Origin of the sequence: Prosthecobacter sp. (genome assembly GCF_044226605.1) — a bacterium.
In the GTDB taxonomy this organism is placed as follows: Bacteria; Verrucomicrobiota; Verrucomicrobiia; order Verrucomicrobiales; family Verrucomicrobiaceae; genus Prosthecobacter.
Window position 1 is genome coordinate 175,519 of sequence record NZ_JBGAGS010000012.1, and the last position, 25,638, is coordinate 201,156.

At 61.2% G+C, this 25,638-nt stretch carries 1 protein-coding gene (only partly in view); it reads right to left on the reverse strand.

From position 1 onward, the window contains the following. Positions 1–25,638 carry the 3' portion of an autotransporter-associated beta strand repeat-containing protein gene (locus tag ACILSO_RS18110; RefSeq protein ID WP_395738852.1) on the reverse strand. The gene runs 10,197 nt beyond the window's last position, so only the last 25,638 of its 35,835 coding nucleotides appear in the window; its start codon lies off the right edge, out of view; it ends in the stop codon at positions 1–3.

Below are 25,638 nucleotides of genomic sequence, written 5' to 3' on the forward strand. Positions count from 1 at the left end.
TCAGACCACCCAGCGGCGGCGCCTTCTCCAGCCAAGGGCCAGCAGGCTCAGGACCAGCAGCAGGAGGCGTCCAGGTTCTGGCACTGCCACAATGATGGTGCCGGCCGAGTAAAGCTGGCTGATGTCCCACATGAGGCCGCCGGTAAGGGCTGGAAGATCGGTGAAGTCAGTGGTGTAGTTGCCGGTGACGTTGGTGAAAGTGAACGTCCCGGTAGGTGTGATGCCCGCCCAGTCGATCAGCTTCCAGGTGTCTCCCACTGCAAAGCTGGAAGGCGCGAGGCTGTTGGCGTTGTTGACGATCAGCTTCACGCCGGTGCCAATCGTGATGGTAGGCGTGCCGGTCTTGGTAAACACCAGACGATCCGATTCAGCGAGGGTGGAGCCCGCCTGATTGGAGAAGAGGTCCAGCTTGAGAGTGCTGGTATTCGCCAAGGAGAACACACTGCCCGTCTGCAGATTGATGGTGAACTGGCTGCCCTGGGTATCGGTAGGAACCCCGACGCTGAGTGTGCCACCCGTTTTGATGGTAACATTCTTGCCTGCGGCGGGCGCAATGCTGCCCGTGCCTGCCAGCGTGGCAGTGTTGCCGACCTGAACGGCTCCGAAGCCGGTGCCTGATCCACCTGGGGCATTGTTAACAAACAACGTTCCGGCAACCACATCCGTAAGGCCCTTGTAGGTGTTCTGATTGGTGAAGGTGACATTGCCCGCGTTGGCAGTTGAAGGAATGTAGTTAATCTGGACACCAAGCACGTCATCCGTGGCGGTGCTGCCGGATGCTGCCTCGCTGATCACACCCGAGAAGACCACACCAGAACCCGTCTTTGCCAGGGTTTCGATGTTGAGCGTCTGACTTTCCTTCACGCCAGCCTTGAGATCCTGCAGGGTGATATTGCCGGAGAAAGTGACGGGGTTGGAAGTGTAGATGCCGGTAAGCGCATTGGCAGTAATCGAACCTGTATTGGAATTCACATCGATGTTCTGTGTGATCGACGTGACAGCAGGGTTGTTGATTTGCAAGACGGCCACATTGATATCGGCCGAATTAGCGTCGCGTTGCCAGATGACGGGATCCGTTCCACTTCCATTGACGGTGGTGATATTCGGTGAAGCCATGAAGAAGGTCTGGCCTGCGAAGGTTCCTCCAGTCGCTCCGGAAGCAACAGTAACCTGGGTGCCATACAGCATGTTGGAGGAACTGTTGAAGTCGCTGACACGAGCAATGTTCATGGTGCCATCCGCATTGAACTGGATGATCTGGTAAATGCCATTGCGCTCAGGATTGCCAAGTTCGTCCTTCACCAGGATGCGGGTTCCCACATTGGCGTTGGTGAAGGTGCGGTTGTCGATGGTCGGGCTGATGTTGTAGAAGGCTCCGTTACCAGTGGTGACGGCATCGCCATTGCCAGCCACGGTGCCTGTCCCATTGGAGACAAAAGAGCCGCCCAAAGAACCGCGATTGTCGGCCGTGTATCCCACCGTGTTGCGATCCACCCCAAGCACCGAAGCACCATTGGTGGCGATTGCTACTGAGGCGCTAAGGGGAAGTGTGAAGGTCGCGTCTCCCAGTTCAATGGTCGAGCCACTCAGAGCTCCATTAGTGCCAACAGTCAAAATACCATTGCGAATCACCGTGGCTCCATTTACGGCAGCTCCTGAAGTGCCTGAAAGTGTGCCGTAGTTATTGGAGCTATTGGCAAGAATAAGTGTACCGTTGCCGACGAGGGTGAAGCCGCCTGCTCCCGTGATAGCACCGGACATTGTCACACCGCCAGCGCTGCCAATCGTGCTAGGATCTGAAGTGTTGCTGGTGGTAATCAGGAGGTTGCTGCCTGTAGGGCGGTCGATGGCGAGGTTGCCGGAGATGTTATTGACCAAGTTACCCAGCCTGAGGACACTGACGCCTTCGTAGTTGGCGGAGCCATAGGTGATGTTGTTGGACACGGTGGCAGTGGCCGTCGGCTGGAAGGAGAGCACAAGGGCCTGGTCAGGCGTCCGCGTGTCGCTGGTGGTGCCCACAAAGATGCCACCGGTGCCGAAAGCGGCGCTGCTGGCGCTGATAAGAGTGCCTTCTGCCAAGTAGGTGCCGCCTGAATAGCTGTTGCTCGTGTTGGTAAGTTCCAGCGAACCGAAGCCGCCCTTGATCAGGCTGCCGCCGTCTCCTTGGATGAGGCCGGTCAGGCGGGCATCCGTGGTGGCTGCAGCGCCGCGTCCGGAAACCACCTGCACAAAGCGAGACTTGCGGCCCAGATCGATGCCGTTGGCAAACACCAGCGTGCTGTCCGCGTCCTGCGCGCCGAGGATGAGGGAATCATTGTCCGGAACGAAGCCACCGGTGCCCCAGACCAGCGTGGCGCCAGCACCGCCAATGTTCACGGTGCGGTCGGTGGCGAAGGTGAGCGTGTTGCTGCCAGTCGCCGTGGCATTGATGGAAATGGTGAAGTCCGTGCCATTGGCATTGATGGCCGTAATGGTCGTTCCCGGAGCGATGCCAGTGCCGGAAACCAAGGTTCCCACCGTCAGACCAGCAGTGGAGGCCACTGTCACGTTTTTCGTGGAAATGGTCGTGGAGCCGACCTGCGAGGTGGAATAAGCCGCAAAGCCGCCGCTGGTGATCCAAGTAAGCTGTCCTGCACCCGTGCCGATGAAGCGTGTGAAGTCGCTGCCACCAAAGCCGAGACCGAGGACGCCGCCTTCCAGGTGGACATTGGAGTTCGGGGAGAGAGCCAGAGCGGAATCAATGCGCAGCGAACCACCCTGGATGTAGGTCACGCCCGAATAGGTGTTCGCTCCCGTGAGTTCGGTGGTGCCATCGCCCGTCTGGATCAGGTTGACGATCCTGCCACTGGAGGTGTTGTTGGCGATGACCGAGGCGATGGTGAGCGAGCGCGATGGATTCCAGTTGTGGACGATGAGGTCCGCCGAAGTGCCGTCGGTGTTGTTCAGGGCGCTGGTGAGGGTGCCGCCGGTGATCGTGTTCACGTGGTTGCCCGCATGCGTGGACTGCAGGATGGCTCCGGAGAGGAGCGTCAGGGTGTCTGCGATGGTGACGGTGCTGAAGTTTGTGGCGTCAACATAGAGACTGTCTGTGGAGGAAGAAAGCTGTGCATTGGCGCTCAGCGTGATGCTGTTGTTGGCAGCATTGATGGCCGTGATCGTGTAAGTAGTGCTGAAGGGCAGAATGCCCGGGATGCTGCGCACGACCTGACCAACCGCAAGGCCGGTGGTGACGATGTTGGTCACCTGGTTGCTGCCGCTGGTGAAGGTGGCCTGGCGTGCGATGCTGCTGTTGAAGAAGCGGATCGTGTTCACGGAGGCGGCGGAGCCGGTCGTTCCGCTGAAGGCGTCAAAGCTCAGCGCACCGTCCATCACATTCTGGTAGGCCTGCCAGTTGGCCGGATTGCCGACAATGGTATGGGCGGTGGCACCACCGATGGCGATGTTATCCGAAGCCACGACGCTGTAACCATTCGAGTCCACGAAGGCGAAGTAGTTCACACCAGGGTTTCTGATGTCGATGTCGGTCTTGTAGGTGATGCGTGGGAGAACAACCTGGACGTCAATGCCGAACTGGCCGGCCAGGGTGATGTTGGCGTCACCGGTGCCATTGTGGTTTTCCACAAAGAGGGCGGAGCTGCCGGTGCCAAAGCTCACCTTGGAAGGATTGGCGGAGTCCTGCAGATTGAGGGTGGTGTCCACATTGGAGCCGGTCACATTGGAAACGGTGACCACCGAGGCGCCCTCGGTCATCTTGAAGGTGCCAATGACATTCTGGATCGTGCTGCGATCCGGCGCGCCAAGGAGCTCCAGCGCTCCACCGCCCATGGTGATGGAACCCACGTCATTGCGGAGGAACTGGTCGTTGTAGGTGGCGTTGAGACGCAGCGTGCCATCATTGACGAGGAGCGTGCTGATGCCGTAGCTGCCAGCATTCGGGGTGAGCGTGCCGCGCAGTTCCAGGAGGCCTGCACCGAGCTTGATGATGCGGTAGTTTTCTTCCGCTGCCGGAGTCGTGATGTTGCCTGCCAGCACAAGGCGGGTGTTGGCATTGCCCACATCAAAGATACCGTCCGCATTGATGGTGAAGCCGCGGTCGGAAACGGCGCTCAGGCCGTTGTACTGGAAGGTTCCGTTGTTAAGGATGAGGTTTGAAGCGGCATTGCTCGATGCACCTAGCGTGCTGGCAGGTCCGGCGAATGCGAGCAGGTTGGACCCCGAGGTGAACATGACGGGGTTGGACAGAGTGATCTGCGTTCCGCTGAGGATGGACGCGATCGTGGTCCCCACTGGGATGCCAGGTCCCGTGACGACCTGACCGACGGTGAGTCCGGCCACGGCCGAAGCAAATGTGACGGTAGTGCTGCCGCTGGTAGTGGTGGCGGCCACCGTTGCGCCAAGAACGGTCGGAGAGTTGAAGGTCAGGTTGTTGGTGCCTGTGGCTGTGACAGGAACGCTGATATCAACATTGTGGGAGTCCAGAATGCGGATGATGACCGCACCAGCCGGGATGCCCCCGCCGCTGACGGCCTGACCCAGGGTAAGACCCACGGTGCTCGGCAGCACCAGGCGTGCGGAGCTTGTGGTGATGGAGGCCAGGGAGACACCGCTCTGAAGAGTAGGTGCCGAATAGGTCAGGAGGTTGGTCCCGGACCCGGTGGCAGTCAGAGACATGGTGAAACGAGTGCCGTCGATGATGGTGGCAATCACTGCGCCAACCGGGATGTTCGTGCCGGAAATCGCCTGACCTGGAGTGAGACCAGCGGTGCTGGCCACCGTGACCGTGGCGCTGTTGTTGGAGGTGGTGGAGTTGATGCCGCCGCTCTGGCCGGTGATCGTGCCATAAGACAGATTCTGCGTGGCCGAAATCGTGGCTCCGTTGGAGAGAGTGATCTGGGTGTCACTGTTGATGGCAGTAATGGTGGCCCCACCATAATTGATGGATGCACCATTCGTCGTCGCAGTGGCGTTCGCGCTGATGGTCACATTGTTGCCGGTGATGGCAGAAATGACCGCACCCGCCGGGATGCCAGGTCCCACCACAGGGAGGCCGGTGGTCAGACCAGTGGTGCTGGACACCACGACCACGTTGGACCCGGATGTCGTGTTGGTGCTGACGTTGAGCACGGCTGGGAGGCCATTGCCAGTAACGGTCTGGCCAAAGGTGAGACCATTGGTCGTGGTGCCAGATAGGGTGACCACCTTGGTGGTGGTGGAGTTCACCGTGGAGAGCACCGCACCCGTCGGGAAGCCTTCCACAGACATGCTGCGCAGAGTAAGCACGCCGCCATTGAGGGAGTTGACGCCGGTGTAGGTGTTGAGGCCGGACAGGATGAGGCTGCCTGCGCCGATCTTGTTCAATCCATTGGCCACAGGAGTAAAGGACAGGGTTGGCGTTCCCGTTGCAGTGGTGTTGCTGCTCAGGGTGATCGTTCCGTTCACTGCATCAATGCTGCTGATGGTGGCGCCTGCTGCAATGCCCGTTCCCGTGACCGCAACACCAGGGGCGAGACCGGACACGTTGATGCCGCTGATCACATTGGAGCCGGAATTAGTGGTGCCGGAACGGCTGGTCGGAGCCAGGTTGGCAATCACAGCCGAGATTTCCAGCGGAGCCTGCGTGTTGTTCTGGTAGATGCGCAGATCCGTGTTCAAGCCCGCACCGCCAGTAAGGCTGCCAGAACCATTGATCACCACCACGTCTGTGCCCACGCCCGGTGTGACGAGAATGCCGCTGCCCTGCAGGGTATTGGTCCCCGAGAGAGTAACGGTCATGTTGGTGGCGCTGCCATTGCCAGTGTTGAAGCGCAGGGTGTTCGGCGTGGTGTTTGTCTGCGTGCTGGGACCCACGATGTCCATGTTGGCGCCGAAGTTGGCAGCCGTGGGCAGCGCCCAGTCATTATTGGCACTGCTGGAAAGGTAGTTGGTGAAGGCGCGGATGAGGAGGTCGCCGCCTGTGGTGCTGCCAGTGTTCACCAAGGACTCGTTGAAGCTGCTCTTCGCGGCCCAGTCGGTGCCGCCCACCGTGGCCCAGCCGCCGAGGATGCTGTTGGTGTTGTTGGTGTCAGTGCTGGCGATGTCATTCGCACTGAGATTCAGCGTGCTGCCGGTCTGCACGCTCAGACCGTTCAGGCGCAGGATGGAATTGCCGCTCTGACGGCTGATCGTGTTGTTGCCAATGGCGATGGTGGTGCCGGAAACGATTTCCGTATGTGAACCACCCACCAGGATGATGGTACCACCGAGACGACCGCCACCCAGGGTAAGCGAGGCTGTGTCAGCAAGCTTCGACGTGTTATTGACGGAGTAGTCGAGCTTGAGCGTGCCTGCCTGGAGGGTGAAGCTCGGCACCACCGTGGTGCTTGCCGTGTTGCGCGTGATGGTCTCGGCAGTGCCGGAGAGGACGAGCGTGCCGGCGCCCAGCTGTGTGATGGCGCCTGCACCTGCGATGGTGCCGCTCAGGGTCAGGGTCGCGCCCGCATTGACAAGAATGTTGGAGTTTGCCGAGATGGTCACCGTGCCAGCCCAGGAGCTGTTTCCTGTGGTGGTGGCCAGCGTGCCGCCCGAGAGGAACATCTGCTCGATGGTGTTGTAGGCCACGTTGCGCAGGTCCAGAGTGGCGTTCTGGTTGCCCAGAACGTTGCTGCCATTGGTGCCGCCACCGATGACCACCCCTGCCCCGCCCTGAGCGCCGAAGGCTCCGTCGACCGTGGTGGCCAGGATGCCTGCCAGCACCACGGTTTCACCGCCGTAGCTGTTGCCCTGCACGGACACGGAGATGTCTCCGTTTGCCGTGGCATTGGCACTGATGGTGATGCTGTTGTTGACATCAATGCTGACCACCTTGCTGCCGACCGGGATGCCGGTGCCGCTGACCTGCTGGCCCACGGCAATGCGGGAGGTGTCGGTCATGGTGATCTTGTTGCTGCCAGTGACCGTGATGCCTTCGCGGGCAACGGTTGATTCGATGACCCATGTGCCGTTGCCGATCTTGGCCAGCGAGGTGAGACCGCCGGTGCCGTCTCCAAGGACGATGTCAAAGATATTGTCGCCACGGTTTGATCCGCCCAGAGTCAGGGTGCGGTCACCCGAGCCGGTGAATGCCGCCGCTGGCGAGAAATCGGTGCCCCAGTTTACCGTGGAACTGAGACGTGTGCCGTCTGCGATCAGAGCACCGGCATTCACACCCGTGCCGAGGGTGAACGCACGGTCGGTGAAAGTGGTGAAGGCGTTGACGTAGCGCAGAGCACCGCCGTCGAGCACCAGGTTGGCAGCGTTGCTGGAGGAGTTGCCAATGCCGCTGTTGAAGCCGCCGAAGTTGAGGTTGTCCACAGTGACGGTACCGCCCTGGATCACCGTCGGGCCACTGTAGGCATTGGTTCCACTCAGACCAAACACGCCCTGCCCTGTCTTGACGACGGACACGCTGCCGGTTCCGGAGAAGCCGTCACGAATGGTTCCCGTGAAGTTAAAGCTGGCGTCCGAACTCACCGTGAGGACGGAAACGCCTGTGCCTTCGTTGGTGAGAGCACCGCTGCCAGTCAGGCTGGAAACAGTGGTGTCGGAGCCATGAAGATCCATGACACCGCCGAGAAGCTTGAGCGTGTAGCCAGTGCCGCTGGCGGCCTGGAGAGCTGTGTCGCTGTTAAGAACCACACTGCCCGAATTGATGGTGAGCACTCCTTTAAGGATGTTGGTGCCGCCGCCTTGATAGCCGAGATAGAGGGTGCCATTGTTCACCGAAACATCGTTTTCAAGGATGTTGTTTCCACGCAGTTCAATCGCAGATCCCAGCACGCGGATGAAGCCGATGTCGTTGTCACCGGTGAGGCGCATCACATTGAATCCGCCATAGCTGACACTGATGTTGGTGCCGTCTGCGGTGACGGGTTTGGAAATGGTGATGGTGTCCGTGTTTTTGTCGATGGCGGTGATGACCGTGCCGGCCTGGATGCCATAGCTGGTGGTCGTGGTGCTGCCATCTGGAAGCGTGACCACCTGGCCGGTGACCGTGGCTCCGATTTCAAGAGCGTCCACCAGGCCAGCGGGCACCTTGAGAGTGGTGCTGCCATTCACATAGGTGGTGCTCAGAACGGTGGCACCCGTGGTGGTGGTGCCATTCGTCTCGAGGCCACCGGTGAGGTCGTTGTTGCCAGCGATCTGGAGCACACCTTCATGGGTGGCGTCTGTGACGAAGATGAGGCGGCCGAGCCTGCCGTCGATGGTATTGGTGGCTCCCATCGTCAGCTTGCGGCTGTCGGAGACGGAGATGAGGCCGTCCGTGGCACCGATGGTGATGCCGCGGTTGGTGTCATCAAAGCTCATGGTGTCGTTCACCAGCAGACGGCCGCCATTGAGGTAGAGCTGATCTGCCACAAACTGCTGCGGATTGGCACCCAGATCAGACTCACGGGTGATCTGGACCACGCCTTCGTTGATGATGGTCTTGCCAGTGTAGGTGTTCACCACGCCATAGGTCAGGTTGGCGTTTGTGCCATTGGCCGTTGCCGCTGCGGAGAGGGTGACAACATTGCCGTTCAGAGCGGTGATGGTGGTGCCCGCCGGGATGCCCGTGCCAGTGACCGTCGCCCCGATGCGGAGGTCCGTGAAGCCACCTCCAGTGACGGTGACGGTGTTGCTGCCCACCACATAAGTGGAGGTTTTGACCGAGATCGGATTGAGCAGCAGCGTGCCCGCACCGGATTTCACCACCGAGACGGGGTTCACGCTGTAGTCAGCCACGACGGCATTGATGGTCAGCTGGTTCGGATTGTAGATAATGAGTTCCGATGTGCCCGAACCCGCACCGGCGCCGGCCGTGAGAATGCCGGGACCTGCAATGATATGGTTGGCGCGGGAGGAAAGCAGACCGCCGCTCTCGAGTTTCAGGATGCTGCCGCTGGCGATGGTGAGCGTCCGCGCGGCGGTGTCCTGAATGTTCAGCGTGTTGATCGTGTAGGCCGTATTGGCGGCGGAAGTCTGATTGCCACCGCTCATCTTGACGTTAAGCGCCGCATTCGTCCAGCCACTGATGGCCGAGGTGCTGTACCCGGAGTAGGCGGAGATGGTGGATGACGACGAAGCCGCCCACTCATAAAGCTGGGCGTTGCTCACGTTGGTGGAGACCACCGCCCAGCTTCCAACAATGCCTGTGGAGGTGTTGGTAAGTCCGGTGATTTTGATCGTTCCGACGGGATTGCTGCCATTGAAGGTGTCAAACAACACCGTGCCTCCGATGGAGCGTCCTGCAAAGCTGGAGAACGTCAGCGTGTTGCTGGCCGCATTGGTCATCGTGCTCGCGATGTAGTTTGAGCCGCCCAGGAACTTAAGAGCGCCGACGGTTTCCGCGAAGACGGCGGTGGGGTTCGAGCTGTCGCCCTGCCCGGTCAGCACCAGACGTCCTGCATTCATGTTGATCGCCGCAGAATTAGGCAGGCGGTCAGCCAGATTGGCGCTGTTGTCGAGCACGCTGTTCACCACTGTGGCACGGTTCTGGATGACCAGCCCCGGAATATTGTTGCCGTTGCCCGAGTTGCCGCTGCCTGTGAGGTTGATAGCGGTCACTCCGGTGATCGCACCATTGACGCCATTGATACGGAGATCACCGCCGGCGAGGTCGATCACGCCGGAGACGTTGCTGTAGGACTGAACGTTCAGCACCGCGCCATTGATGGTGTTGTCACCCGTGCCTTTGATGTGCAGTCCGCCAGCCGTGACGTTCACGGGCTGCAGCCAGTTCACCGTGACGAGGCTTTCCAGACCGCGGATGTTGAATCCGCTGCCCCCCACTGTAGTCGGGGTGGAGAAGGTGGTGACGCTGCTGGCGTTCACGGTGCCATCATAGACGGTCAAGCCGCCGCCGAAGTTGACCATGCTGCCGAAGGAGAAGAACTGGCCGTTGTTGGTGGCCGTGGCCGCCGTCGAGATCGTGATCTGATTGCCGCTGATGCTGCGGATCACGCTGCCATTGGGGATGCCTGCGCCCGAAACTGCCATGCCAACCGTAAGACCGGTCGTGCTGGTCAGGGTCACCGTGGTGCTGCCCAGAACGGTGGAGTTGGTGGTGGCGCCGCTCTTCAGCGCCGTGCCGGTGTAATTCAGGTTGGTCAGAGTGGCGCCTGCGGTAGGAGCAACGCTGAGGGTATACTGATTGCCATTGATGATGCTGGCGATCGTGGTGCCGGGCTGAATTCCATTGCCGGTCACGCCCATGCCGACACTCAGTCCCGTGGTGGAACCCACCGTCACCGTCGTGCTGCCGGAGGTCCAGGTAGCCTGCTGGTTCGGCGTGGTGATGGTCACAGTCCCGCCGCCGCCATCGCGGAAGGCAGTGCCATTTCCAGTCACGATTTCAGCAAAGTTCCATGAAGTGCCGGTGCTGCGGATGCCGAGCGTGCCATTGTTGGTAAGGATGCTGTTGAAGTTGCTGGTGGTGTCGAGTACCAGCGTGGCTCCGGCGTTGATAGTGGTGAAGCCGGTGTAGTTGATGTTGCCAAGCCCGAGCACCTGCGTGCCGCTGCCGCTGACAATCAAGTTGAGGATGCCGGTGCCGTTGTTGTTGGCACGGTTGCGCAGGAAGCCGTTGAAGCTCTGGAGGTCGGTGGTGTTGAGCGTCAGCGTGCTGTCGAATGGGTTTGCCTCGCCTTCCGTATTTTCAATGACGCCGCTGGCCGTGTAGTCGGAGAGTCCCCTCACCGTCTCATCAAATCCCATCATCTTGAAGTAGGAGTTGTTGCCGCTGTTGCCCGTGGCTGCCGAGCCGTTGCCGGAGTCAAAGCGGATCAGCGCAGTGTCAGCGATCTGCTCATGACCCCCAAGTGCCACGACCGCGTTGCCCAGGCCGCCGAGGCTCATGTTGCCGATGATAAGATTGCCGGCGATGGAGCCATTGCTCACATTGGTGCCGAAGACCGTGGTCACCGCCGTTCCAGCAGCCGTCGCGGGAACCGACATGACGAACTGCGTGGCGTTCGTCACGGAGACGACGGTGGCACCTGCAGGAATGTTGGGGTTGCCGGTGATCGGCATGCCAGGATAGAAGCCGGCGGTGGATCCCACCGTCACGGTGGAACTGCCGCTCGCCGTGGTGGCAAAGCTGCCATAAGTGGTGGCCACGCCAGTCGCAGTCGTGAGAGCGCCCACACCGGAGCCGGTGACGTTCGAGAACATGGTCACCGAGGTGGTGTTGGTGGCAGCATTGTAGCTGACCGCTCCCACCAGCGCGCCCGCTGGAAGGTTGGGGTTGCCACCCAGCGGCATGCCGGTGACGAGGCGGTTGACGTAGTTGCCGGTGATCGTCAGCGTACCGCTGCCGGCGGTGCTGTTGAATGCCAGCGAGCCAAACGCACCGTAGGCGGCGGCGGTGGTGGCCGCTCCAGTGGCGTTGGCGGAAAGGGTGATTTCCGTCCGGTTCAGGGCGGAGTTATACAACACACTGCTGATGACAGCAGAGGCAGGAATGGATGACACGCCAGAGATCGACATGCCAGCATACAGCTGCGTGGTGAGGTCGCCGGAAGTAGTGACCAGATTGCTGCCATTGGCGGTGGTGAAAGTGGCTGTGCCGCCATTGGTGGACTGCGTCTTGGCAAGCACGAGCTGCGCGTTGGTGGCATCGCCAAAGCCGCGGTTGAAGACGCGGGTGTCTCCCGTGTAGGTGTTTGCGGTGATGCCGCTGTAAGTCACACGGCCAGCGCCCATGATGGTCACACTCATGGCAGGAGTCACCTCTGAGATGGCTCCGCTGATGTCCAGACGGCCGGCTGCACCACCGGAGTTGACGTTGATGTTCAAGGAGGATTTCAGCTGCACTGGAGCGGCGACCACATCGACGCCCACGGTGCCGCTGTTGGTCAGAACCTTGCTCAGCAGAGCGCGACCATAGGCGCCGTTGTCAAAGACCAGGCTGCCACCCGTGCCCTGGGCAAGAGTGAAGAAGTTGGAGTTGTTCTGGTCGCCAATGATCACTTTTCCGACGGTCTTGGTGCCGTCCAGAGTGACGATGGCATTCGAGGTGATGTTGGAAGTGAAGACGGCAATGTAAGCGCTGCCATCCGGGGCCGTGGCTGGCTTCCAGTTGGTGGCGAGGTTCCACGAACCGTTGCCAGCGAGGTTGTAGTAGCTCTGCTTGACCGGGATGACTGGAGGCGTGGTGATGATGACGATGATGCCGTCGGTGAGGAACTTGCTGATGTCATAGACCAGGCCGCCGTTGAGGGTTGGCAGGTTGAGGTTGCCGCCGCCGGTGCCACCATTGCGGTAGTTGGTGCCGGCATTGAAGGAGGAGGAGCCGTCAACGGCCAGCCAGTTGCCGAGATTCAGCACGTCGCCCAGCTTCGCATTGGCCACAAAACCGTTGTCGATCACATTGAAGGTCGCCTGACCAAGCAGGAGCGTGCCATTGAGATTGATAAAGTCGCTCTGGCCCGAGGATGGCAGGTAGTTGTTCCACAGAGTGAGCGTGCTGGCGCTGTCGCGGTAGCCGCCCAGGCTGTCGTAGGTTCCACCCAGGAGCTGGGCCAGGATGCCGCCATCGTTGCCGGTGGTGGCCGAGACCTGGAAGTTGGCGATGGAGCCAGTGGCGAGCTGCAGGTTTCCGTTGATGGTCAGGGTGCCGTTGCTGGCACCGCCCATGTCACCCGGAGAGAGGATGCCACCGCTGTTGATGATGTGGTTGGTGACGGATGCCGTGCCATTGACAAGGCCGGAACCTGCCAGCGTAGCATCTGAATTGATCACTGTAGCTCCTGAGCCCGTCCGGCCGACGCCGGCCACGCCAACCTGCAGCATGCCGCCATTGACGGTGGTGGAGCCGGTGTAGGTGTTCACTCCGCCAAGCACCCAGGAGCTTGAATCCGCTGCTTTCACAAACGAAGTCGGATTGCCCGGGGCGTTGTCGCTGATGACACCGTTGATGGTGTTGGAGCTGGCTGCATATGTGCCGCCGACCGTGAGCGTTTTGGCTCCCGCTCCCGTGGCAGTGAAGGCTCCGTTGAAGGTCAGGGCGCCGCTGCCGTTGGACTGGATGGTGGCGCCACCGGTGGTGCCCGCAAGGTTGAACACACGGTCAGTGGTTTCACCCGTGCCATTGTAATTCAGGGTGCCGGTGGACGTGTCGCTGCCGACGTTGACGGTGCCATTGGCCACGGTCTTGGGAGCGCCCATGCTGCTGCTGGCCGTGCCGCCGGAAACACTGTTGATGGAGCTGACCGTCAGAGAACCGTTGAGGATGCTGAGGCTGCCGGAGAAGGTGTTTGCTCCAGAGAGGATCCAGCTGCCAGCGCCGTCCTTCACCACCGAAGTGAGATTGAAAGCGCTGTTGTCCACGATGGCTCCTTCAAAGGCGTTGGCACCCGTGTTGCTGCCGCTGAGGGTCAGCGTCTTGCTGCCTGCGCCGGAGGCGGTCAGAGCACTGGAGATGACCAATGCGCCTGTGCCCGAGGCGAAAATGGCACCGCCACCAGTCGTGCCAGCCAGGTCAAACACACGGTCAGTCTGCTCTCCTGCGCCGGTGTAGATCAGGCTGCCCGCTGTGGCAAGGCTGCCAAGGGCGATGGTGCCTCCCGCGACAGAGGTAGGTGCACCAAGGCTGCTGCTTGGGAGGAGCGGCGTGCCATTGTTCACGCTGTTCAGGCTGCTGACGGTGAGCGATCCATTCTGGATGCTGACGGCTCCGGTGAAGGTGTTGGCACCTCCCAGAATCCAGTTGCCCGCACCAGTCTTGACGAGGCTGAGGGTCGCTCCGCCATTCGTGTCAGAAAGCAGGACGTTGAACAGGTTCGAGCCGGTATTGCTGCCAGTCAGAGTCAACGTGCGGGAAGCGCCAAAGTTCACAGACTCGTCCACGCTGGCAGGAACGCCATTGGTGAAATCACCGTCATCGTCATAATAAATGGCCTTGTCGATGGTGATGGTGTTGGTTCCGGAATTGATGGAGGCAACGGTGGCGCCGGCGGGGATGCCCTGCCCCGTGATGTGCATGCCCACGAAGAGCCCCGCGGTATTAACGTTGGTGATCGTGAAAGATGCCGAGGTGATGGTTCCATCGGCCGCAATGCCGGAGTTCATCACATGAGCCGAGGAGGAAATGTCCGTCTGATCCATCCTTCCGAAGCTGCTGAAGGTGAGCGTGCCCGTGCCAGACGAGTCGATGGCACCGCCAGCGGTCAGCAGCGTGAAGAGGCGGTCGGTGGAAGCATTGGCGCTGCCGGTGTATTGCAGAGTGCCGCCAGAAAGCACCAGATTCGCAGAGGCTGCGGAGGAGGCGCCGATGCTGCTGGCAAGCCCGCCATCGGTCAGAGTGCCTGCATTCAAAACACCGCCGGTGATGGAGGTGGCACCCGTGTAGGTGTTGGCAGGGTTGGTCAGAGCGAGGGTGCCGGGTCCGGCCTTGGTCAGGCCAAAATTGTTGCCGTTGTCACTGATGACTCCGCTGGCGGTGAAGGCGTTGGCAGCGCCGCTGTTGCTGATGGTCCAGGTCTGGCTGGAGCCAAGGATGACCGGAGCGCTGATGCTGTGCGCCACGGAACTGGCGGCCACATTGAGAGAACCATAAATCGTCAGGCTGAAGGTGCCGCCCACGGAGACGCTGCTGGTGGCCCCTGCTCCAGAACCAAAGTTGACCGTGCCAACAAAGATGTTTTGTCCCAGGGTGGTGTCCAGATTGGTCGCGGTGTTGGCGGTGAAATTGACGGTGTCCACATTGGCAGGGACAGATCCCGTTCCGCCCCCTGCGATATCGTTTTTCCAGTTGCCTGCGTCGTTCCAGAGTTTGCTGGAGCCACCGGTCCAGTAGAGAGTGTTGACCGTCTGGGTCGCGACGAGGAGAGACACTTTGCCAGCCACGTCGGTCTTGAGTGTGAGGCTGTAGGCCGTGGTCGGATTCAGCATCAGGAACGGCGTGGCGAGGGTCAGATTGTTCGCGCCCGTCAGGGTGGCGGAAGTGGTGATCAGATCGTAGCCATTCGTGGTGTTGGCGGTGAGGCTGGAAGTGCCGGCGAGCGCATTGATGGTGATGCGCGTCAAGTTGCCATCGGGAGAGGTGATGACGATGGGGCGGGTAACAACGATTTTGTCCGCGGTTGTGGTGAGGCCGCCGATGTCGAAAGCGAGAGTGGAAGTGCGTCCACCCGAAGAATCAATGGTGAGACCGGAGCCAACCGAAGCACCCTGCTGGAGTGTGAAGACGCTGATGGCGTTGTCCCCGCTCATGGTGAAGTTGGAGCCAGCGTTCATCGCGAGCGTGGCACCGGCGTTGGAGGTGGCGGTAAGGCCGGCCGTGTAGGAGCCGTCCACACGCAGCGTGGCGCCATTGGCCACGGTGATCGGCGTATTGTTCAGCGTACTGGTTGCGGTGGCTTTGCGCAGGATGAGCGTGCCTTGGTTGACACTGGTGGTTCCCGTGTAGGTGTTCGCGCCGGAAAGCACCCAGGTGCCAGCGCCCGTTTTGACCACCGAGGTGGTGTTGGTGGTGTCCTTGTTGGGGATGATGGCCGCAATGGTGTTGTCACCCGTGTTGGTCCCTTGCAGCGTAAGCGTTTTGATGCCTGTGCCACCCGCTGTGAAGGTTGAGGTGTTGAAGACGATGGCGCCGGTGCCGGAGGCTTCCAGATAGCCGCCACCCGTGGTGCCCGCGAGGTTGATGACTCGGTTCGTTGTGTCGCCAGAACCCGTGTAGATCAATCCGCCGGTATTCGCGCCGTTTCCAAGATCAATCGTGCCGGGAGTCAACGCCGTGGGAGCGCCAAGACCGCTCGCCCCACCGCTGACCGCCTTGAGCGAATTCACGCTGATGGCACCATTCTGAATGGTGGTCTTGCCCGAATAGCTGTTCAAGCCGTTCAGGGTTTGAATGCCGGTGCCGATCTTCACCAGATTCAGCAGGTTGGTGGTGTTGGAATTGGTGATGATACCGCCAAAGGTGGTGTTGGTATTGTCCCCACCAATGGTCAGAGTGGCCGCCGTATTTGAGTTGGTGATCAAGCCGTTGCCCGCAAGGGAGCCGACGGTTTCGTTGATGGCATTGATGTCCACCACGCCCGTCGCACCCACCACCAGGCTGGAGGAGTCCGGAATAACTCCTCCCGTAGCCGAGAGCTTGAGCAGACCGCCGGACACCGTGGTGGCACCGACGTAATTGTTGCCAGCATTGGAGAGCACCAGCGTCCCGGCGCCTGCAAGGGTGAGACCATTGCCACCCGAGATTTTGCCGCTGATCGTGGCGGTAACCAGCGGGCTGGTCACCGTGATGGTATGCGAACCAGCCGACAGGGTGATCGCTCCGCTCAAAGTCAGATTGTTGACGGTTGGCGCGCCGCCATTGGGGGTCCCGCCGAAAGTGAACCCACCATTGACAGTGATGGCATTGGAAATGGTGCGAGCTCCGGTGCCAGCCATGATGGTGACCTGATCATCCAAGGTGATAATCCCGGTGCCATAGGGGTTCACGCCTGCCGTGTTGTCAAAGATGACCGTGCCACCGCTGATGCGCAGTCCGTTGGTCAGCGGGTTGGCTGTGGCTCCGCCGAAAATCAGCGAACCATTGCCTGTCTTCTTGATGGTGCCGCCACCCGTGCTGTCAAGCGCCACGCCGGTGATGAGCAAGCCCTGAGGAGAGAGACCGCTCACATCAATGACCGGGTTGGCATCGCTGAGGTTCAGCACGCTCAGGTTGGCGGCCCCCGAGATGGTGGGCGTGAAGGCGAGGTTGTCGTTCACCACGGTGATCGCATTGGGTTTCGTCAGCACGACCGTGCTGATCGCGGTGGGAGTGCCAAACGAGAACAGCGGCGCGGAACCGCCTCCCGTGCCGTTCAATTTCAGGCTGGCATAGGTGTTGCTGATTGCTGAGGAATAGTTCGGCAGTGTGAAGGTGCCGGTGCCGCCGATCGTGATATTGCTGGTGGAGACGATCTGGCCCACGTTCGTGTTCGCAAACGTCACCGCGCCGCCATTGATGGTGAGATCTCCAGGAATAAGGATCGTGTTGTTAACTCCGGAGGAGAGACTCAAAGTACCCTGGTTCACGACCGTCGTGCCAGTGTAGTCGTTGCGCAGCTGCACCGGCGCTGTGGTATAGGTGGCCGTGGTTCCGTCCGCTGTGGCGGCATTGGAGAGAGTCAGCTGGGTGCCGTTGGCATTGATCGCTGTGATGACCGTGCCATTCGGGATGCCTGCTCCCGTCACTGGCTGGCCCACAACGAGGCCCTTCGTGCTCGCCACGTTCACCAAATTGCTGCCGTTGGTGATCGCGCTGGCAAGTGTCACCGTCTGGCCTGGCGTGTAGTTCACATAGACACCGGTGCCGGACGCGGTGGCGGCCTGCGAGATCGTCACCTGGGTCGGGCTGTCCACCGACACAATCGTGCTGCCGCTTGGGATGCCTGCGCCCCAGACAGGCTGCCCGACGACGAGTCCCGCCGTGCTGGCAAGAGTGACCTGCGTGCCTGTGGATGTGGTGGTGGATGAGACGGCCCCGTTCACCGGGGTGTAGGTGCCGTATGTCAGAGCGCCGGTCGCGGCAGCGGTGGCGGCTGCGGAGATCTGCACCTGAGTGCCGTTAAGAATTGCGGTGATCGTCGCCCCTGCGGGAATGTTGGCTCCCGTTACGGTCTGGCCGACGCTCAGGCCCTGGGTGTTTGCCACAGTGATCGTGGTGGAATTGGCGGCGGTGGTGGAGCTGATGGAACCCGTCTGAGCGGCCACGGAAGAGTAAGTCAGGCTTGAAGTCCCAGTAGCCGTGGCGTCGCTGGAGATCACCACCTGCGTACCATTGAGAATGGACTGAATGGTCGCGGTGCCGGTGATGCCCGTGCCGCTGACCGTCTGGCCGACCGTCAGGCCTGCCGTGCTGCCCAAGGTGAGCGTGTTGCGGGCCACCACCGTGCTGGCGGCAAGGCTGGCAGCGTTGTTGCCCAGGCTGTAGGTAAGCCCCACGTTCGCAGTGGTGGCCGTGGCAGCCGAGGAAAGAGTGATCTGTGTCGGGCTGTCCACTGAAAGAATGGTGGTGCCTGCAGGAATACCGGTGCCGGACACTGGCAGACCGGCCGCCAGCCCGTTGGTGCTGGCCATCGTCACCACCGCGCTCGCGTTGGTGGTGTTGGAGGTAAGCGTGGCGCTGGAGCCAAGAACCAAAGTGTTCGGTCCGGACTTCACCAATCCAATGTTTCCGGTGATCTTGGAGCTGATCGTCGTCGTGTTCTGATTCACCCAGACGAACAAGTCAGACGAGCCCGAGGTCAGGGCGGAACCAACAGAACCCGCGGCGATGCCGATCGCGAAGTTGGCGTTGGTGATGTAGCCACCGCTGGCAATGTTCAACGTCACCGGAGTGGCGGCAGTACCGAGGGTGAGCGTCTGTGCGGCGCCTGGAGCATTGCGGAGAGAATTGATGGTCTTGCTGACGGTGAGCGTGCGGTTGCTGCCATCATTGACGTTGTGGGTGGCTGCTGCCGAAGTGATGTCAGTGGAGCCATAACCGGCATAACCGGCCCCCGTATTGCCAAGGGTGCTGATGCCATAGGCGTTCTGGTAAGAGGCAAACTCCGAGCCGTTCACGACGGCCCAGCCACCGATGATGCCGTTGACCATTGCCGCCTGGTTGAAATTAACGCCGTTGATCTGATTGATGAACACCTGCGGCTGGGCGGGCGCCCCGGTGGTCACCGCATTGGAGGTGGCGCCAAACGTCTGGCTGGAACCTGCCGCAAAGTTGATCACTCCGCCGTTGGAAGCAGTGCGGGCGAGGTTCGAGAGAGTCACCGCATAGGCTCCGGAAGAGACGGTGCCGAATTGATTCATCGTCACAGAGGACGAGCCTTCAGCAAGGGTCACCGTGCCAAGAGTCTGGGTGTCGATGGCTTGACGCGCGTTGATGACAATGGCGCCACCGCTCAGGTTGATCGCTGCTGAGGCTGGCAGGCGCGCGGAGTTGTCCGCCATGCCCTGATTGTCCAGGGTGAGCGTTGCATACTTGATGTTCACAGCGCTGGTCTGGGTCAGGGCGCCATTGTCGCGCAGAATGAGGCCGCCACCGAGGATGTTCGTGGAGCCGGTGTAGGTCTGTGCGCTGGTCAGTGTGAGGGTGCCGGTTCCGGATTTGTAGACAGACAGAGCGCCACCGGTGTTGGAGATGACTCCGCCAAACGCAGAGGCGGCGGATGTGCTGGTGTAGAAGTTCACCGCATTGGCGCTGGTGTTGGTGATGTTGCCTCCCGAATTGGCCACCGCAGTGGTGGCGCCGCCCACGTTCGAAGTGGCGTTGCTGCTGAGCGCGCCCACCATCTGGCTGCTGCCATTCAAATCAACGGTCCCACCGTTAAGGCGGAGATCATAGACCGTGGCGACGGATGCGGTCGGGGTGACAAGCAGTGTGTTGTTGAAGCCCGAATTGAGCACCAATGTGCCTTCATTGACTGTGGTGGTGCCGCCGCTCAGACTGCTGCGGCCGAGGATCAGCCTGCCTGCGCCAGACTTGACGACTCCCAGGTTGCCAGAAGCATTGATGTAGCTGTTGAACGCAAGATCACCCACCGTGTAGAAGATCAGCTGGTTGGTGGTGCCGGTCGAGACCACACCGCCCGTGAATCCGGTGTTGCCAGGCAGGGCAAGGATGCCGCCGCTGTTGATGAGCAGGGAGTGCAGCGTGCCCGAAGCGTTGTAGAGGGTGCCCGAGGGATTCGCCAAAGCGGGAAGGGCGCCGCCAGAGAAAAACACACCGCCTTTGTTTTGCAGAACAAGGCTGTTGATCCCGGTGTTGATCGTAAGAGCGATGTTGGTCGACAGAGAGGAATTGAGGAAGGAGTTTGTAAAGGTGGCGGCCGCCTGCGGGACAACCGGCTGCGCGCCAACAGTGCTGGCCTGTTCCGTATCGGTCAGCAGCCTGAACCCCGTGCCGTTGATGTAGGTCACGAAGCCCGTTCCCGAACCGGTGAGGCTCTTGTCGCCGATGATGTCGGGACGGATGCTCATGGTCTGGGTGCCCGCAACGCCATTGTTGCCAATGAGCGCCGGAGCACTGACGCCCACAAAGTTGGCCACATTGGCTGCAGCAGTGGAGCCCAGGTTGGTACCACGGAGCAGGAGCGTTCCGCCGGCGCTGACGTTGGTTGCGGCGTTAAGGGTCCGGAAGGTGAGGACGTTCGTGCCGCCACTGCCAGGAGTGATGGTGAGCGTGCTTGCACCGTTCTGAATAGTGAGCGCACCGAGGTTTTCCGCCAGAGCACCCGAGCTGGAGCCGATCACATTCAGCACGCCGCCCTGCAGGTTCACGGCGCGGTTGGTCGGTGTAGCCGTGCTAAAGTCCGTATACTGGCCGGGGGTGCCGTCCGAGGCACTGCCCAGGCGGTTCGCCAGGTTGGCGGTGGAGTTGTTAATGGTCAGCACGCCGCCAGAGTCGACGGTGATGGTGCGGAAGTTCACCCTTCCGGCAGCGCCTGTCAGAACTGTGTTGCCCTGATTGAGTGTAAGGATGTTGGAGACAGTGGCCGTGGCGCCAGCCGTGCTGTCGCCCGTCAGTGTCCAGGTGCCCGTGCCAACCTTGGTCACATTCAGCAGACCATTGACAAACGGGCTGGTGAAGGTGCCGGAGAAAGTGCCGCTGGAGTTGTCGTAGCCAGTCACCAGGGTCCCCTGGGTGGTAAGATTGTAGTTGGTGATGGAACCCGACCCCACCACCAAGCCGGTGATGCCAGCCAGGCCGCGTGCGTCGAGGGAGGTGCCGCTGCCGAGAATGACCTGGGAATTGCCGATGAAGGCACCGTTCTGGCCAAAGGCCAGCGTGCCGCTGACAACATTGGTGACGCCGCTGTAGGAGCTCTGCCCGCCGATGCCGAGCACTCCGGCACCGGTCTTGATCACGAAGCCTGAGTTGATGGCGGCATTCAGCGCCAGGCCGATCTGGCCGGGCACGTAGGTAACGGTGTCCACGTTAAAGTTAAGGCCCGAACTGCCGTTCAGGAAGCCGTTCAGCACCGGAACGCTGTTGGCATTGAGCAGGTTGGTGGAAGAGATGACGCCGCCCACCACCATGCTGCCGCTGGCTGTGGCCGTGGAGTTCTGAGACAGGGTGTAGCTGGTGCCCGAGCCGCCCGCAATGGTGGTGCCTGGGGCAATGCCCAGACCGCTGACTGGAGTTCCCACTGCCAGATTGCCGCCGCCAGGGGCGATCGCAAACGTCAGGGTGTTGTTGCCAGCCGTCGTGGAGGCGCTCACCGGAACGGAAACGGTGCCAGTGGCCGTGGCGGCATTGGAAAGCGTGTAGGTCGTGCTGGACGTGCTGCCTGTGATGACCGTGCCGTCCGGAATGCCGACGCCGACGATCGGGGTGCCATTGGCAATCACGGCTCCAGGGGCCGTGTTGAATGTGACCGTGTTCGAACCCGCAGTCGTTGTCACCGTCAGAGCCTGGGCGGCCACCACAGTGAGGGTGCCGAGACCGGTGAGCACCGCCGGACCGTTGTTGCCGTTAGAACCGCCGTCATTGGTAAGGCCAAGGCGGGCGATGGTGTTATTAAAGCCGTTGAGGTTCAGCTGGGACCCGCCGTTGACGGTAACGGTGGAGGTGGTCGCGATCTGATTGCTCTGCTGGAGGGTGACGGAGGAGTTTCCGATCGGGGCAGAATCAGCGCCGTTGTTGGTGCCGCCGGAAATCACCAGATTGCCTGCGATGGCCGGTCCAGCCGGGGAATTCAGGTTGAGGATGACGCCGTTGGCGTAAGTCGTACCGGTGTAAGTGTTCGCACCGGTCAGCGTCACCGTCGGGTTGTTGCCCGTCTGGCTCATGGCATCAAAAATCACATTCAGCGGATTGCCGTTGTCGGTGATGACGGAGTTGATGGTCAGCACGTTGGCACCCTGGTGAACGAAGAGTTCGCTCACTCCGGAACCTGTGGTGATCTGGCCGCGGACGGCTGCAGTACCGATGCTCTTGCCGTTGTTGTCCAGACCGGTGAGGATGCCGCCTGCGGTGAGTTTCAGCACGTCGGTGGCTTCTGCAAAGGTAAGCGAAGCCGCCACGTTGTTAATCGTGAGGGTGTTCACCGTGATGCCGCCGGCCCCGAGGGTGACGTTGCCGGACTGGCGAACATTGGTAAACTGCAGCGAGTTGCCGAAAGCACCTGCCACCAGCGCCGTGCTGTAGGTACCAGCGAGGCGGATGCCCGAAGCCGGATCATAAGTTGCAAATTCAGCCTGGTTGCCGCCACCCGCGATGGGGTCAATGCCGATGGCCGTGGCGTATGCGCCGATGATGCCGTTCACCAAGGTAGGAGCGGTGGTGAAGAAGACGCGGCCATTGTCACCCACAGCGCCTGAGCTGCTGAAGGTGATGCCGGCGCCGGAGTTGGCCACGCGGGAGAGCGAGCCGAGGGTCAATGTGGCGGTGCCGTTGTTCGGGGTGACGCTGATGAGGGAGGAGCCCGAATTCAAGGTCACCGCGCCGGCCTGCGCCGTGCCATTGGTGCCGGAGCGACCGCGGAAGACGAATGCGCCGCCATCCATGGTCACCGGCACGCTGGCGGACAGACGAGTGGCAAGCGCCTGAACTCCAGCGTTGTCGTCCCAGATCAGGACGCCACGACGCAGAGTGATGCCGGAAGTGCCTTGCAGCGTGCCGGAGTCCTGAAGCTGGGTGACGCCTCCCTGAAGAGTCGTGGTGCCAGAGTAGGTGTTGGCACTGGTCAGCGTCAGGGTGTTGCCGCTGTCACGCACAAAGTTGAGCTTGCCGGTGGTGGTGAGGGCAGAATTGTCGGCCATGGTGCCGGCAAAAGTGCCGCTGGCATTCATGCCCACACGGAAGGTCGCCGCGGCGGTGCCGGAGTTCAAAACCATGCCGCCCATGCCAGGAAGCGAACTGGCGCTGTTCAAGACGCCGACACCCTGGTTGTTGCCATTGAGGTCGAGCACACCGGAGCTCACTGCGCCGTAGCTCAGAGTGGCGCTGCCACCGCCGGTGCCGGCTGTGGGCATGGAGATCAGGAAGGACGTTCCGTTGATGATGGAGGTGATGATGGCTCCTGCAGGAATGTTGCCGCCCGAGACAGACATGCCCACGCTAAGCGCGGCGGTGCTGCCCACGGTGACCACCTGGCTGTTGTTGCTGGTCGTGGAGGCGAGGCCAAAGGCAACGCCCGTTCCTGCATTCAGCTGCAGCACCTGTCCTGTCGGGGCCGAGTTGACAGCACCGGCCACCGGGATCGTTGCAAACGGGTTGAAGATAGCTTGTGCGACACCGAGCTTGAGAACGCCACCGTTGACCGTCGTCTGGCCGAGGTAGGATTGGGCCGAGTTCAGCAGCAAGGTTCCCGAGCCCGCCTTGGTGAGACCACCGGCGGTCGTGTAGAGAGTGGGGTTGATGGTCAGCGTATTCGCCCCCCCCATGACGTGGACGATGAGTTCGCGGTTGAGACTGTTGGTCGTCAGCAGCTGGCCGGTGCCATTGATGAAGCTGTTTGCCGTGGCCAGAATGCCACCGCTGTCGATGAGAACACGGCTGCCTGCATTGATGGCCAGCGCGCTTCCAGCTCCGGTGAAGGTCAGCGAGTTGACGGTGAGCGGACCGGCGCTGGAAGTCACCGTGGTTCCGTTGGTCAGGTAAATGTTGGCATTGGCCACAAGGGTATTCACTGGAGCCGTGTCGCTGCCGATCGCGAGGGCCTGCAGGCCGTTGCTAGCGGCGGCACTGGGGGCGGCAAAGCTGTAAGTGGTACCGCCATCATTGGTGATGACAGCCCAAGGCAGGATGCCGCGGTTGTTAGCAGCCGCGGCTCCACCCTGACCCGTGGCACCGGGTGCGGTGGTGAAGATGATGTTGCTGATGTTGTTTCCAGCGGCTGCGGTTCCAAGATTTGTGCCCTGGAACAGCGCGGTGCCAGCACCGCCGCGCGCGAGCGAACCAAACGTGAGCACTGCGCCAGTGGAGGCCGTGTTTCCAGTCAGCCTGATCAAGGACGCGCCGGCATTGATGGTCAGCGCCTGACCGGTCACGGTTTCGGTGGAGGTCGTGGAGGTGTTGCCGGCGAAGTTAAGCAGGCCGCCGCTCAAGGTCACCGGACGGACGCCCAGACGACCAGGAGTGTTGGTGCTGTAATCAAGCACGAGGCCCGCCCCGGTGTTGACTGTGGTGGTGCCACCGGCGCCGAGCAGGATGCCGGCACCGCTCACGACGACCGTTCCCGCATTCACGGTGATGCCGCCAGTCGTGGTGTTGACGCCGTTGATGGTCAGGGTGCCCGTGCCGGTTTTGGTGAGAAGAGTGGAACCCGTGACGATGCCCGTAAGGGTGATATTGCCGCTGCCACCGATGCTGCTGGCGGCGTTCAGAGTGATCGTGCCGGCATAGGAGGCGTTGGTTGCGCTGCTGTTGATCACGGCTCCCTGGGTGTTCGAAATTGGAAGGCCGGTGGTGCCCGCGCCGGTGATCGCCAGCGGTTCGGCCACGACACTCTGGCCATTGAGGTCCAGCGTTGCGCCGTTGGCCACCGTGGTGCCGCCCGAGGTGCTGCCCAGGGCCGTGGCGCTGCCGAGTTTCAGCACGCTGTTGTTGACCGAAAGAGCACCGGTGAAGGTGTTGTTGCCGCTGAGGGTAAGGGTTCCAGGGCCCACCTTGCTCCAGGCCACGCCTGCGGTGCCGCCATCCTGAACAGTGCCAGAAATCGTGATGTCGCCAAAGCCGCCGATGGCGGTGGCCAGCGGCGATACGGCCGAGCCAATGGAGACATTGCCGGCAAAGCTGGCCGCAGTGCTGCTGCTGTTAAAGAGGGCGGCGGGTGTGGTGGTGTTGCGGAAGATCGGGGAGACACCGTTGAGGGTGATGTCCCGTCCCACACTGGAGGCCACGCCATTCAGATCCAGCGCACCGTAGGTGTCTGTGTTGAAGGTGATGTTGGTTGTGGAGGTGCCCACGTTTTGCGTGAGCTGGGACAGCACGATCGTGGTGCTGTTGGTGATGGCGCTGATGTAGGTGCCCGGATTGATGATGCCGCCGGAGACCGCCATGCCCACGGAAAGTCCCGCCGTGGAGGTGACCGTGAGAGTCTGGGAATTCTGTGCCGGAGTTCCCACAATCGTCAGCCTGGACGGGTCATACGTGAGTCCGACGCCCGCGCCTGTGGCTGTGGCATTGGCCGAAAGGGTGTAAGTCGTGCCGCTGGTGATGGCGCTGATGAACGAGCCCGCGGCGATGCCGGTGCCGCTGACTGCCATGCCCACCTTCAGGACGGAAGTGTCGGCGACCGTGACCACGTTGGTATTGATAGTCGTGGAGGAGCTGACATTGCTCGTGGGCTGAATAAAGCGGGTGATGAGGGTGCCGCCGGTGGAAAGCGCATTCGAACCAGCAAGCTGCACAAAGCCCTGGTTCACCGTCATTGCTCCCGTGAAGGAAGAGCTGGAACCGAGGATCAGAGTGCCGTCTCCCGTCTTGGTCACACCATTGCCGCCATCGGAGATGCCACCAATCAAGTAAAGCTTGCCCGTGTTCGGGGAGAGCGTCGTGCCGCTGCCGAGGGTGGTCGTGCCGAGCACGCCGATCCAGCCCGTGCCGAGCTGGTTGTTGACGTTCACCTTGGAGCCATTGCCCACGTTGAGGCTGGCGATGGTGCTGTTGATGTCCGTGCCCTGGCCGTCCAGTGTAACGGTGGCAGC